Source organism: Myxococcales bacterium (genome assembly GCA_016720545.1).
Classification (GTDB): Bacteria; Myxococcota_A; Polyangia; order Polyangiales; family Polyangiaceae; genus JAAFHV01.
Window position 1 is genome coordinate 55,091 of record JADKKK010000003.1, and the last position, 13,980, is coordinate 69,070.

The following is a 13,980-nucleotide window of genomic DNA, read 5'->3' on the forward strand; positions in this document are numbered from 1 at the left end:
CGGCCCGCGGGCCGCGCGCGACCGCAGGCTCAGCGTGGGACGTCGGCGCGGAGCGCGCGCAGCGTGCCCACCGGGAGCCCCGCGGCGGCGCCGCGCTCGATGAGCGAGTCGAGGATGAGCCGGGTCTGCGCGCCCACCTTGGTGAAGTGCGCCCGGAGGTAGGTCTCGATCGGGAAGGGCGCGAGGCGCCGCGCGAACCACAGGCCGACGCGAAGGAGCCAGCCCCGCGTGACGAGCAGCGAGAGGGCCAGCGGGGCCCTCCCGGCGGACACCGCCGCGACCGCCAGCGCCTCGCGCGCCCCTCGCACGGCGCGGGCGAGCGCCTCGCCCCGGAGCAGCGCCGCGAGCGACCACCCCGCGGCCTCGAGCGCCGTGAGGTAGACCATGAACGCGGCGTTCGGGAAGGCCGACATGCGGGGCACGTCGGGGTGCCGACGCGCGGGCATCCCGCCACGTTCCAGCGCGGCCACCACGGCGTCGACGCGCGCGGAGCCGGAGAGGAGGCAGGGTGAGGCGGGGGGAAACCAGTAGGTCATCCCTGCCGGCGTGCCCTCGGGCTCGCCCTCGAGCGGGCTGTGGTAGCTCACGAGCGAGATGAGCCCGTCCACGAGGCGCGCGGGCTCTACGCCGGCGGCGAAGAGGAGCGCGCGATCGCCCGGGCTCGGGGTGAGGCCCACGACGGTCGCGTCGCCGACGGCGGCCACGAGGGCGGCGAGCCACGGGCCCTGCAGCCCCGCGGACGACACTGTGAGATAGACTTGGTCGAAGCGCCGCGCCGCGACCTCCTCGGCCGAGCACACCACGTCGCACCCCTCGAGGCGGAGCGCCTCGCGGCGGTCGGGGCCCGGCGCGGGCCCGAGCCCTCGCACGCGCACGAGGTCGAACCCACGCGTCGCCTCTTCACGGTAGCGCTCGCGCACGTAGAGCGTGACCGCCGCCCCACCTTGCGCGAGGTGCTTCGCGTACACCTGCCCCACGGCGCCCGCACCAACGACGAGCACGGAGAGACGAGGCTTCATGGTGTGCATGGCAGCAGACCGCGGCGTCGAGGACAAGGCAGACGAGCGCAGGCCGACCGCTCACTACAGCCCGCGCGCGCCGCCCGCGCCCACGACCGCGACCGCCCGCCCGAGGAGGGCGCGCTCGCTCACCCAGCCGAACGAGCGCCCGTCGTGGCTGTTGCCGCGGTTGTCGCCGAGGACGAGCACCTTCCCGTCGGGCACCAAGGTCGGAGCGAGGCTCGGCCCTGGCCCCGCCTGAAGCGACCGCGCGTCGTCTTCCTCGGCGACGGAGCGACCACCGCGCGTGAGCCGCACGCGCCCGTCGCGCACCTCCACCACGTCGCCGCCGACCGCCACCACGCGCTTCAGGAGCACCGTGTCGCTCTCGGGCGACGTGAGCACCACAACGTCGCTGCGGGCGGGCGTGCGGGGGCCGAGCAGGTACGTCTCGGTGAGCGGGACGCGCAGGCCGTACGCCGCCTTCAAGACCACCACGTGCTCGGCCACCTGGACTGTGGGTTCCATCGACCCCGAGGGCACGTGGTAGTGGTCGGCGAGCGACGCGCGCGCGACGAAGAGCCCTGTCATCGCCACGCCGAGGGTGAGGAACGAGCGTGCGCGAGCCCGCGCTGTCTTGGCCATGCGCGGGCGACACACAAGCGCCAGCCTTTATTCCCGACGTGGGCTCACCCGCGGAGGAACGCGTCGACGCCGCGCGCCACGCGGCGGCCGTCGGCGATGGCCCACACCACGAGCGACTGACCGCGCGAGACGTCGCCCGCGGCGAAGACCCCCGCGCGGGACGTGCGGCCGGCCACGTCGGTCACGGCGTTGCCGCGGCGATCTCTCGCGAGCCCGAGGGCCTCGAGGAGCTCCGGCTCCGGCCCCACGAAGCCCATCGCGAGGAACACGCGCTGGGCGGGGAGCTCGAAGGGCGCGCCCTTGGCCTCGAACGTGCCCCCGCGCCGCTCGACGCGCTCGCAGAGGAGCGCGCGGAGGGCGCCCGCTTCGTCGCCGAGGAAGGCCTTCGTGAGCACGCCGAAGTCTCGCTCGCAGCCCTCTTCGTGGGACGACGAGGTGCGCATCACGAGCGGCCACTCCGGCCACGGGTTCTCCGGGCGGCGCGCGAGCGGCGGCGGCGGCTCGAGCTCGAGCTGCGTGACGCTCTTGGCGCCGCAGCGGTTCGAGGTGCCCACGCAGTCGGACCCGGTGTCGCCGCCGCCGATCACGACCACGTCGAGGCCAGCGGTCGCGAGCGGCGCGCAGGGATCGCCCGCCACGACGCGGTTCTGGAGCTCGAGGAGCTCCATCGCGAAGTGCACCCCGCGGAGCTCGCGGCCCGGAATCGGAAGATCACGCGGCGCGCGCGCGCCGAGGGCGAGGACCGTGGCGTCGAACGGCGCGAGCAGCGTGCCGGCCGACTGCGCGTCCACCGGCGTGCTCACCCGGAGCTCGACGCCCTCGGCCACGAGCTGCGCGACGCGGAGATCGATCGTGCCCTTCTCGAGCTTGAAATCGGGGATGCCGTAGCGAAGCAGGCCGCCCACCCGGTCGTCGCGCTCGAAGACCACCACGTCGTGCCCGGCGCGCGCGAGCTGTTGCGCGCACGCGAGCCCGGCCGGCCCCGAGCCCACGATCGCGACGCGCTTGCCGCTGCGGCGGGGCGCGACGACGGGCGCGAGGCCCGCCGCGAGGGCGGCGTTCGCGATGGTGCGCTCGACGTCTTTGATGGTGACCGGCTCGCCGCGCAGGTTCAGCACACACGCCGCCTCGCAGGGCGCGGGGCACACGCGGCCGGTGATCTCGGGGAAGTTGTTGGTGGCGAGGAGCGAGGCCGCCGCCTCGTCGACCTTGCCGCGGTGCACGAGATCGTTCCACTCGGGCACGACGTTCCCCAGCGGGCAGCCGTCGTGGCAGAACGGGACGCCGCAGTCCATGCAGCGGGAGGCCTGCCTCGCGAGCTGCTCCGGCGCGGGCTCGACGACGATCTCGCGGAAGTCGTGCACGCGCTCGGTCGGCTCGCGCCGCGCCGGCTTCTGCCGGGGCACGTCGAGGAAGCCTCGGGGATCAGCCATGAGCCACCTCCGCGCGGGCGGCCGCGGCGCGCTTCGCCTCGAGCACCCGCTTGTACTCGGTCGGCACGACCTTCACGAAGGGGGCGAGGGGCGCCCCGGCGTCGCGCATGCCCTGGAGCAGCGCGCGCCCCTTCACGCTGTCGGTGCGCGCGACGTGCGCCTCGAGCAGGGCGAGGACCCGCGCGCGGTCGTCGTCGTCGAGCGGCTCGAGCTCAATCATTTGCAGATTGCACATATCTCGCAGAGAGCCTTCCTCGTCGAGCACGTAGGCCACGCCGCCGCTCATGCCCGCGCCGAAGTTGCGCCCCACGGTGCCCAGCACGAGCGCGACGCCGCCGGTCATGTACTCGCACCCGTGGTCGCCCACGCCCTCGACCACCGCGACCGCGCCGCTGTTGCGCACGCAGAAGCGCTCGCCCGCGCGGCCCGCGAAGTAGGCCTCGCCGGCCGTCGCCCCGTAGAGCACCGTGTTGCCGACCACGACGTTCTCGCTGGCCACGAACGTGCTCTTTTTGTGCGGGTACACGGCGATCACGCCGCCCGAGAGGCCCTTGCCCACGTAGTCGTTCGCGTCCCCCGAGAGGGTGAGCGTGAGGCCACGCGGCGCGAACGCGCCGAAGCTCTGCCCGGCCGTGCCCTCGCACGCGACGACCACGGTGTCCGTGGGCAGCCCCTTCGCGCCGTGGCGCGTCGACAGCTCGCCGCCCAGCATGGCGCCGACGGTGCGGTCGGAGTTCTTCACGCCCACCTCGACGCGCACGGGCTCGCCGCGCGCGAGGGCCCGCTCGCAGCGGTCGAGGAGGTAGCGATCGAGGACCCGCGACAGGCCGTGATCCTGCTCGGTCTCGTGCCGGAGGCCGCCTTTAACCGCGGGCGCCGCGGGCGCGAGCACCCGCGAGAAGTCGAGGGTGCGCGCCTTACGGCTCGAGATCGCCGCGCGCACGCCGATGGCCTGTCGCTGCCCGACGGCCTCGCGGAGGGAGCGAAACCCGAGCCCCGCGAGGAGGCCGCGCACCTCCTCCGCCACGAAGAAGAAGTAGCGAACGACGTGCTCGGGCGTGCCCACGAAGCGCGCGCGGAGCGTGGGGTCTTGGGTGGCGATCCCCACCGGGCACGTGTTGAGGTGGCACTTGCGCATCATCACGCAGCCCGAGGCGACGAGCGGCGCGGTGGCGAACCCGAACTCCTCGGCGCCGAGCAGCGCGGCGAACACGACGTCGCGGCCGGTCTTCAGCTGGCCGTCGGCCTGGAGCACCACGCGCGAGCGGAGGCCGTTCATCACGAGGACCTGCTGCGCCTCGGACAGGCCGATCTCCCAAGGCGTGCCCGCGTGCTGGAGTGAAGAGAGCGGGCTCGCGCCGGTGCCGCCGTCGTGCCCCGCGATGAGGATCGCGTCGGCGTGCGCCTTGGCCACGCCGGCCGCCACGGTGCCCACCCCGGACTCGCTCACGAGCTTGACGCTGATCCGCGCCCGCGGGTTCACGTTCTTCAAATCGAAGATGAGCTGGGCCAGATCTTCGATGGAGTAGATGTCGTGGTGCGGCGGCGGCGAGATGAGCGTGACGCCCGGGGTCGAGTGCCGCACCCGCGCGATCACGGCGTCCACCTTGTGGCCGGGGAGCTGCCCGCCTTCGCCCGGCTTCGCGCCCTGGGCCATCTTGATCTGGATCTCGTCGGCGTTCACCAGGTAGTGGCTGGTCACGCCGAAGCGCCCCGAGGCCACCTGCTTGATGGCGCTCCGGCGAAGATCGCCGTTCGGATCGCGCGCGAAGCGGGCCTCGTCCTCGCCGCCCTCGCCCGTGTTGCTCTTCCCGCCCACGCGGTTCATCGCGATGGCGAGGTTCTCGTGGGCCTCCTTCGAGATGCTCCCGAACGACATCGCGCCGGTCGCGAAGCGCTTCACGAGCTCGGTCGCGGGCTCCACTTCGTCCAGTGGCACGGGCGCGCGGTCGGGTCGCAGCTCCCACAGGTGCCGCAGCGTGACGGGCGCCTCGGGCGAGTTCACGAGCGACGCGTACTCCTCGTACGACGCCGCCTCGTCGAGGCGCACCGCCCGCTGAAGACTCGCGACGCTGCGCGGGGTCCACAGGTGCTTCTCGCCGGCGGCGCGCCACGCGTACACGCCGCCCACGTCGAGCGCCGCGAGGTCGTCGCGTTCGCCCGCGAGGGCAGAGAGCGCCGCCCGGGCAGAGGCCGCCTCGGGCCCGTGCGCGGCCGCGTGGCGCGCGCGCACCTCCTCGCCGATCTCGTCGAGGCCCACCCCCGAGACGGGGCTCTTCACGCCGCCGAGCCAGCGCTCGCACACCTCGTCCGAGACGCCGATGGCCTCGAAGATCTGCGCGCCTTGGTACGAGGCGAGGGTGCTGATGCCCATCTTGGAGAGAATTTTCTCCAATCCTTTGTCAAAGGCCTTGAAGAGGTTCGCCTGGGCCTTCTCGGGGGTCACGCTCGCCTCGCCCCGCGACGCGAGCTCGGCGACGAGGTCGAGGGCGAGGTACGGGCACACGGCGCCCGCCCCGAAGCCGACGAGGAGCGCCACGTCGGCGACCTCGCGCACGTCGCCGGTCTCGACGATGAGGCTCACCTTCGCGCGGCGCCCCTCTCGCACGAGGTGGTTGTGCACGGCCGCGGTGGCGAGCAGCGCGGGCACGGGCGCCATCGTGGCGTCGCAGGTGACGTCGCTCAGCACGAGCAGCGCGAAGCCCTCGTCGACCGCCTTCACCGAGTCGGCCTCGAGGCGCCAGAGCGCCTCCTCGAGGGCGGCGCCGGGCTCGCCGTCGGTGGAGAAGACCGCCGCGAGCTTCTTCGCGCGGAAGTCGGTGTACGGGCTCCGACCGAGCTTGCGCAGCTCGGTCGGCGTGAGCAGCGGGTGAGAGAGCTCCACCAGTCGGCACTGGTTGGGCGTCTGGGAGAGGAGGTTGCCCTCACCGCCCAGCGTGGTCGCGAGCGACATCACCAGGTTCTCGCGGATGGGGTCGATGGGCGGGTTCGTGACCTGCGCGAACTGCTGCTTGAAATAGCGGAAGAACGACACGGCCCGGGCGCTCAGCACCGCGAGCGCCGCGTCGTTGCCCATGCTGCCGATGGGCTCCTCCCCGTGCTCCGCCATCGGCGCGAGCAAGAGACGCAGGTCCTCCCGTGTGTAGCCGAACACGCGCTCGAGCTCGGCCCTCCGCGCGGGCTCGAGGGGCGGCGGCGGCTCCACGTCGGGGAGGCGGCGGAGGTCGAGCTTGTTCGCGGCCAGCCACTCTCCGTACGGGTGAAGCGTGCAGACCTCACGCTTTACCTCTTCGTCGGGGACGACGCGCCGCGCTTGGAGGTCGACGAGGAACATCTGCCCCGGCCGCAGGCGCCCCTTCTCGACGACGTCTTGCGCGCGGATGTCGGCGACGCCGAGCTCGCTCGCGAGCACCACGAGCCCCTGCCGCGTGATGACGTATTTCGCGGGGCGGAGGCCGTTGCGGTCGAGCATCGCCCCGAGGCGCACGCCGTCGGTGAACACGAAGGCGGCGGGGCCGTCCCAGGGCTCGACCAGCGACGCGTGGTACTCGTAGAAATCGCGCTTCTCCTGCGACATGCGGGCGTCTTTTCCGTACGCCTCGGGCACGAGCATCATCATCACGTGGGGGATCGAGCGCCCGCTCGCCACGAGGAAGTCGACCAGGTTGTCGAGCGAGGCCGAGTCGCTGCCGCCCTCGCGGATGATGGGCTTGAAGTCGCCGAGGTGCTCGCCGAACGCGTCGGAGGCGAGCAGCGCGGACCGCGAGCGCATCCACCCCTGGTTGCCGCGGAGGGTGTTGATCTCGCCGTTGTGGGCGATGCGCCGGTACGGGTGCGCGCGCTCCCACGTGGGGAACGTGTTGGTGCTGAAGCGCGAGTGCACGAGCGCGAAGCGGCTCTGCACCTCGGGCTCCGAGAGGTCCTCGTAGAACTCGCCGAGCAGCTCGGGGAGCATGAGCCCCTTGTAGACGATGGTCCGCGACGAGAAGCTCGCGACGTAGAAGTCTTCGCCGAAGCCGCCCTTCGAGCATAGCGATCCGGCGCGCTTGCGCACGAGGAAGAGCACCTGCTCGAACCGGGAAGCCTCGCACATGCGGGCGACGAAGAACTGGCGCATGACCGGCATCGTCGCGAGCCCCACGTGGCCAATCTTGGACTCGTCGATGGGCACGTCGCGCCAGCCGATGACCTTCTGGCTGTGGTACCGCGCGACGGCCTCGAGCGTGCGCATCTGCGAGCGACGGCGGTCCGCGTCCCGGGAGAGGAACACCTGCGCGACGCCGTAGTCCCCAGGCGGCGGGAGCTCCTTGCCCTCGCGTCCGAGGAGCCGGTCGAGGTACGCGTGCGGCACGTCGAGCAGCACGCCCGCGCCGTCGCCGGTCATGGGGTCGGCGCCCGACGCCCCGCGGTGGGCGAGCCGCCCGAGCACCAGCAGCGCGCGCTGCACGACGTCGTGGCTCTTGCCGCGCCCGAGATCGGCCACGAAGCCGAGGCCGCAGGCGTCGTGCTCGTCCCGCGGATCGTAGAGGCCGGAGCGAGCAGTTTCGCGCATTTGCGGCCGAGATATAGCTCAATTTAACGCGCTGTGCCACCGCGTCGCTCGGCTACGCTCGGGCCGATGTCCGTCCTCAAAGAGAAGGGCGTGGTCCTCGCGGGCGGCGCGGTGTTGGCGCTCGGCGTCGCGTGGGCGCTGTCGCGCGAGTCGCCACCGGCCGCGCCCGTGCCCGACGCGGCCGCGCCCGCCCCGCTCGCCGCCCACGCCGACACCTCGGCCCGGGCCACCGACGGCGCCGCCGAGGCGCGCGAGCCCGACTCGGACAACGAGCCCATCGCCCACGAGGCCGAGGTCAGCATCGAGCTCGCGATCATCGCGCCCAAGGCCACGTCGAAGCGCCTCGGCGAGCTCGCGGCGATGCCAGCGAGCGCGTGGCCGCTCACCGCCGCCGACTGCGGGCCCGACTGCGCCGGCGTGCGCAAGTTCCTCGCCGACAGCCACCCGACGCTGGAGGTCACGCTCGCGGCCGACTGGATCCTCCCGCCAAAGGACACGCTCTCCACGGTGGCGCGCACGGTGCCCGAGGGCGAGCGCGCCGCCCTGTACGACACGAAGGAGCTCCTGGTGGTGAAGGTGCAGGGCGAGGACACCGCCGACCACCTGCCCCTCCGCGGCGCGTTCGCGCTGACCGCGGCGTTCGCGCGTGAGCTCCGCGGCTACGTCCACGACGAGGAGACCCACCGCATCGACACCGCGAGCGCGTTCGCCGAGCGGGTGCCGCGCGGGCCGCTCGGCGCGCCGTTCTTCGTGCCCGAGTCGCTGCTCGTGCAGCTCCACCCGCAGGACGAAGACGACGTCGCGGGCCCCTACCGGCTGCTCACCTTGGGGCTCTCGCGCTACGGCTGCCCCGACCTCGAGATGCACGGCTTCCCCGAGACCGACGGGCCGCGCCTCGCGAGCGTGCTGGACGCCGTGGCCGCGAAGCTCGCGAAGGGCGAGCGCGGGCCCGCGGTCACGATCGCGCTGGCCGACGTCGCGCAGGTGATGAAGAAGTCGCCCGCGGAGCTCTCGCGCGCGCCCGACAAGTCCCGCGCCGTGACCGTTCGGCTCTCGCCCGCGGGCCGCCGCGCCGGAGATCCCGACAACGAGGTGCTGACCGTGCGCCCACCGCGCCCGCCGGCCGACCCCGAGGCGAGCGCCGAGGCCAGCGACGAGGACGCGCACGGGGCGCTCCTCGCGCAGCTCTTCGCCGAGGAGACGCGCGTGTCCCGCCGAAACACGAGCGCTCCCGACCTGCTCGCGGCCGAGGCGCGCGCGCGCAAGGCGGCGCCCGAGGTCGCGGCGCGGTGGAAGAAGAGCGGCGGCGGCTCGCTCACGCTGCGCGTCCCCTTCCCGCTCCCGGGGCAGCCGGGCAAGGCCGAGGTCATGTGGATGAAGGCCACGGAGTGCAGCGCCGACGGCGTCTGCAAGGGCACGCTCGCGAGCCGACCCGAGCTCATCAAGGGCCTCGCGGCCGGGGCCGACGTGACCGGCAAGCTCAGCGAGGTCTCGGACTACCTGCTCGTGCTGCCCGACGGCACGAAAGAGGGCGGCGAGACCATCCCGTTCCTCATCGGCCGGTGAAGCCGGAGCTGGCGCCCCACGAGGTGGTCCGCAGGAGCTACTGGGAAGGTGAGCGCCAAGCGCGCGTACAACGTATCCTGAGACCGTGAGCTCCTCCCGTATCTCCCGCATCCCCCCGCCATCACGCCGCTCACCCCGCGCCTCGGGCGGCGCGAGACCTCTCCTCGCGCTCGGTCTCGCCTTCTCGTTGTCCGCGGCCGCGCTCGGGGCATGCTCCACGTTGAAGGCGGGCGAGGAGGGCGCCGCCGACGGCGCGACCGACTCCCCCACCGCGCCCACGGGCACAGGCACCGGCACCGAGCTGCTGCCCGACGGGGCGCTGCCCGACGGCGCGACGCCTCCACCCGACGCCGAGCCGGACGCCGAACCCGACGCCTCTGCCAAGAGCGACGCGTGGATCACCCAGTTCGACGGCGGCGCGGTGCCGAAGCCCACGTGCGTCGGCCCCAACTCCGAGAGCTGGGTGCCCGAGCCGGCCTGCGTACCGGGCGTGTCGTGCTTTTTCTCCAAAGTTACACGCAGTTGCAAGAACGGGAGCTGCGCCGACGGCTACTGCCAAGAGCTCGACTGGGTCGCCGAGTCGCCGAAGGCCACGCCCGGCACCATTTACGCGGTGTGGGGGGCCGCGCCCGACGCGATCTGGGCCGTAGGCGACGGCGTGTTCTTCTTCAACGGCAGCACGTGGGCGCCGGTCGACATCGGGGTCACGTTCGACAACTTCACCCAGGCGTTCGCGGTCGCGGGGCTCACCCGGGAGGACGTCACGATCCTCGTGGGCAACCACACGACGGGTCCCATGTTTCTCCGCCGACGCGACGCGACCGGCGTGTGGCGGCCGGTCGCGCAGCTGAACAACGGCGGCGTGTGGGGCGGCGGCCTCTTCGCGCTCGGCAACAACCGGTTCCTCGTGCACCAAGGATCCGACGGCGTGTACCTCGCCACCCCCACGGCCGTGAACCGGCTCGGGTACCTCTACGGCTTCCCGGCCGGCCACCACTACACGAACGCCCTCTCGGGCTTCAAAGCCAACGACGTGATGGTCGCGAGCGCCGGCGGGCAAGGCGCCTTTTTCTACGACGGCTTCGAGCTCAAGTCGTTCGCGGGCTGGCCGGCGCACGCGGTCCTCGCGGTGCCGGACGCGACCGCGCTCATGTCGGTGGGCTCGAAGATCAACATCTTCAACGCGAGCGGCGGGCGGGTCGGCGGCGAGGTGAACCTCTACACCGAGTCGGGGACGACGGACGGCTACTGGCGGGGAATCGACGGCACGGGCCTCAACCGCATGTGGGTCGTCGGCTCGAAGGGCATCGTGCTGCGGAGGAGCGCCACGGGCTGGGCGCCGGAGTCCATTCCCACGCCCTCCGGCATGATCGCCGCGTGGGCGACCCCGTGGGGCGACGTGTACACCACCGGCGGGAAGCTCTGGCACGGCAAGTAGCGCCCCGCGAGCCCGAGCACCTCGGACCGCTCAGGGCCCGAAGAGCTCGTCCCGCGTCCCCGGATCGTTGAGCACGCAGCCCTCCTCGTGCCCGCAGACGGGCACGATCCGGCGCCGATGCGCCGCCCCGAACAGGCTCGTCACGTACTGGTGATAGACGAGCCCGCGCTGGAGGCGGTACGAGGCCCCGAGCGGCGCCTGTGCCATCGCCGCGCAGCTCTTGTCGAGCGCCCCGTAGGCGACCGGGCGGGCACCGGCCGCCGCCGCGTCGCCCTCGCTGAGCACGTAGACCACGGGCCGCGCGACGGTGTTCGCGCGCAGGGTCGCGTCGGGGATCGCGGCCAGGTAACCCGTGCGGTTCGCGAGGCCGTAGCGGTAGTCGTCGTAAGCGTCCCCGCCCGGCTCGACCGCGGGCTCGTCGGTCTGGCACGCGGATCCTGCGTAGGGTGGCAGCACGAACGACGCGGCCGTCAGCGCGCAGTTGCTCGCGCTGGTGCAGACCGCGTCGGGACGCACGCGACGTCCGTCGAGGTACATGTAGGAGCCAGGACTGGCGACTACGTAGCGAGTGGTGATGCCCGGCGTGCGGTCGTGCTCGGTGTTGCCCGCGAGGTATCGCTGGATCGTCTGCCCGCCCGCCGAGTAGCCCGCGATGGTCACGCGGCGGAGACGTGGGAATGCCACTTTCGCCGCCGCGAGCAGCGCGTCGAGGGCGGCATAGGAGTCGATCGTGGCGTTGCGCGAGACGCCGCCTTCTTTCCAATCGCTGCACCCCCAATAGAGATCGTTCGGGGCTTTGGCGTCGAAGCCACACGTGCTGTTGGAGGCCTGAAAGAGCGGCGCGAGCACCGCGGTGCGTCCCGAATCGCGCAGGGTCGCAGCCGCCGCGACGGTGTCGTAGTAGTCCCACGCGTTGCGCGAGTTGCCGTGTTGGATGAGCACGAGGTTCTCGACCGCGGCGTCGGTGCTCTCGAGCCCATGAGAGCGGTAGTAGGGCAGATCTCTCCCCGCGAGCGCGAGGCGCGCGAGACACGCGTCCGAGCGCACGCCCAGGTCGGCCGTCGGGCGCTGGCACGGTGCCTGGGGTCGAGGCCCGGCGTCTGCTGCGTCGGCGAGCGTCGCGTCGCTCGCGTCGCTCGCGTCGATGACGTGACCGGCGTCCAGGCCCGCGTCCAGGTACGCGTCGTGTGCGTCGTGTGGAGCGTCCTGCCGTGCGTCGCCCCCCTCGCCGGCGCGCGCGTCGAGCGTCGCGGCGGCGTCGGTCGAGAGGCCGGCCGGGGGCTCGGTGGCGGCCCCGCACGCGGCGATCACGAGCGCTCCCTGCAGTCCGGCGGCGAACAGCGCCACCGCGCCGACTCGCGCCGAAGAGGTTCGCCGAACACGGAGGCCCGTAGGCACCCAGGTCATGCACCAGCCTCCCACGCCATCGCTGGCGCGCCAACGAACGCCAGGACGTCCGCGAACCGACGCTCGGCGAGCACCCCGAACCAGGGGTGCCGCGAGAGCTTCTCGCGGGTGAGCGCCGGGCTCGTGAGCCCGCAGAGAAAGCGCGCGACCTGACGCGGCTCGGCGAGCGCGCGTGGGTGCTTCGCGCGCAGCGCCCCGAGCCCCGCGCGGAGGTCTCTCGGCACCGGGGGCAGCGCCCGCTCCTCCGGGAGGGTCCGCGGCGTGCCCGAGCAGCCCGAGCAGTGCCCACACGGCCCGGCGCGCACCTGACCGAAGTGACCTACGAGCGCGTTGGTCTGGCAGCCCGCGTGCGTGACGATGCGGAGCACGGCCTCGATCCGCTCGATTTCGCTTCGCTCGCGCCGTTCGAATCGTCGGACCAGGTCCGCGACGAGCGCGTCCACGTCCTCGCGCTCGCGGAGTCGGCGGTAGGGCTGCCGCACGTCGGCCGGCTCGAGGGCGAGCCACCCCTGCTCCTCGAAGTACGTGAGCGCGGTGAGCACGCGCTCGCGAGGCTCGCCGATCGCGGCGGCGGCCGCGGTCGGGTCCAGCGAGTAGAGCGTTCGGCGCTTGGTCGCCTGAGAGAGCAGCCGGGTCACGAGCTCGCGGCGCTCGGCGGCGAAGCGCCCGGGGATCTCGTCCAGTGGCACCACCGGCCGCAAGGTGTAGGCGGCGTAGAATGGCGTCCCCTGCGCGAGCACCCCGTCGAGCTCGAGGTACGTGAGCGCGGTGCGCAGCACGAGCACGCGCAGGTCGTGCTGGCCCGACAGCTCGGGATAGCTCACGTCGAACGCCGCTCCCATCCCAAGGACCTGCGTGAGCAGACCGCGCAGGCTCCCTTCGGTGGGCGTGTCGCCGTAGGCGAAGTTCTGCAGCCCGGCGACGTCGTCGGGGCACGCGAAGAGCTCCACGAGCGAGGGCGCGCCGTCGCGACCGGCGCGCCCAATCTCCTGGCTGTAGCTCTCGAGGCTCTTCGGCAGGTTGTAGTGGATCACCGTGCGAACGTTGGCCTTGTCGATGCCCATGCCGAAGGCGATCGTGGCGACCACGATGCCCTGTTCCGAGGCCATCCAGGCGTCTTGCACGCGTGCGCGAGCCTCAGGATCCATGCCCGCGTGGTAGGCGGCGGCGGGGCTCCCGGCGCGTGTGAGCGTCTCGGCCAGGCGCTCGGCCGTGCGCTGCAACGTCACGTAGACGATGGTCGGCCCGTGCGCCCCGCCCGCGAGCCGCTCGAGGAGCAGCCCATCTCGCTCCGCAGCGCTCACCGGCGTCGTCACGAGGCGCAGGTTCGGTCGGTAGAAGCCTGTGACGATGGCCGCCTCGTCGGGGATCGCGAAGGCGCGGCAGATGTCCTTCACGACCTCCGGAGTCGCGGTGGCGGTGAGGGCGAGCACGCGCGGGTTGCCGAGGCGCGCGCGGAAGCCCGCGAGCTTCAGGTAGTCCGGGCGAAAGTTGTGTCCCCACTCGGAGATGCAGTGCGCCTCGTCGACGGCGAACAGCGCGATCTTGGCGCGCGCGAGAGTCTCGAGGAAGCGCTCGTTGTTGAAGCGCTCGGGCGCCACGTAGAGCAGCTTCAGCGTGCCACTTCTCAGGTCGTCGGCGACGGCGCGGGCCTCGCTCGCGGAGAGCGACGAGTCGAGCCGTCCAGCGTGGATCCCCAGACCGCGAAGGAAATCGATCTGGTCTTTCATCAGCGCGATGAGCGGCGAGACCACGAGGGTGACGCCGTCGAGCAGCAGCGCCGGGAGCTGGTAACAGAGCGACTTGCCGGCGCCGGTCGGGAACACCGCGAGCGCTGCGCCGTGCCCCAGCACCGCGTCGACCACCGCGGCCTGCCCGGGGCGCAGCTCGGAGAACCCGAAGCGCGCCCGGAGGACCTCGAGCGGCGACGACGGACCTATG

Annotated in this window: 8 protein-coding genes; 2 read left to right on the forward strand and 6 right to left on the reverse strand. The window is 72.7% G+C overall.

Going from position 1 to position 13,980, the window contains the following annotated elements; all coding sequences use genetic code 11:
* Positions 1–29 precede the first annotated feature (29 nt).
* The 4 genes from IPQ09_07315 to gltB form a co-directional block, all read right to left on the reverse strand.
* On the reverse strand, positions 30–1,019 hold the full coding sequence (locus IPQ09_07315) for a ketopantoate reductase (protein ID MBL0194021.1): 990 nt from the start codon (positions 1,017–1,019) through the stop codon (positions 30–32).
* A gap of 63 nt (positions 1,020–1,082) precedes the next feature.
* A complete protein-coding gene (lepB, locus tag IPQ09_07320; protein MBL0194022.1) occupies positions 1,083–1,643 on the reverse strand; it encodes a signal peptidase I in 561 nt (186 codons plus the stop codon).
* A 44-nt stretch (positions 1,644–1,687) separates the two neighbouring features.
* On the reverse strand, positions 1,688–3,076 hold the full coding sequence (locus IPQ09_07325) for a glutamate synthase subunit beta (protein ID MBL0194023.1): 1,389 nt from the start codon (positions 3,074–3,076) through the stop codon (positions 1,688–1,690).
* Positions 3,069–7,628, reverse strand: a complete 4,560-nt coding sequence (gene gltB / locus IPQ09_07330) for a glutamate synthase large subunit (GenBank protein ID MBL0194024.1) — start codon at positions 7,626–7,628, stop codon at positions 3,069–3,071. Before gltB ends, IPQ09_07325 begins: the two co-directional genes overlap by 8 nt.
* A gap of 66 nt (positions 7,629–7,694) precedes the next feature.
* On the opposite strand from gltB, the gene IPQ09_07335 reads away from it, so the two are divergent.
* Together IPQ09_07335 and IPQ09_07340 are read left to right on the forward strand one after the other, a co-directional pair.
* Complete coding sequence (locus IPQ09_07335) at positions 7,695–9,194, forward strand: DUF2314 domain-containing protein (protein MBL0194025.1); 1,500 nt, start codon at positions 7,695–7,697, stop codon at positions 9,192–9,194.
* 85 nt (positions 9,195–9,279) lie between these two features.
* Positions 9,280–10,632, forward strand: a complete 1,353-nt coding sequence (locus IPQ09_07340; GenBank protein MBL0194026.1) for a hypothetical protein — start codon at positions 9,280–9,282, stop codon at positions 10,630–10,632.
* A 30-nt stretch (positions 10,633–10,662) separates the two neighbouring features.
* Here the strand turns inward: IPQ09_07340 and IPQ09_07345 are convergent, their stop codons facing one another.
* Together IPQ09_07345 and IPQ09_07350 are read right to left on the reverse strand one after the other, a co-directional pair.
* Positions 10,663–12,039: a hypothetical protein gene (locus IPQ09_07345; GenBank protein ID MBL0194027.1), complete on the reverse strand. Its 1,377-nt coding sequence runs from the start codon at positions 12,037–12,039 to the stop codon at positions 10,663–10,665.
* Positions 12,036–13,979, reverse strand: coding sequence for an ATP-dependent DNA helicase RecQ (locus tag IPQ09_07350; protein MBL0194028.1), 1,944 nt, complete (start codon positions 13,977–13,979; stop codon positions 12,036–12,038). Before IPQ09_07350 ends, IPQ09_07345 begins: the two co-directional genes overlap by 4 nt.
* Between the last annotated feature and the right edge of the window lies 1 nt (position 13,980).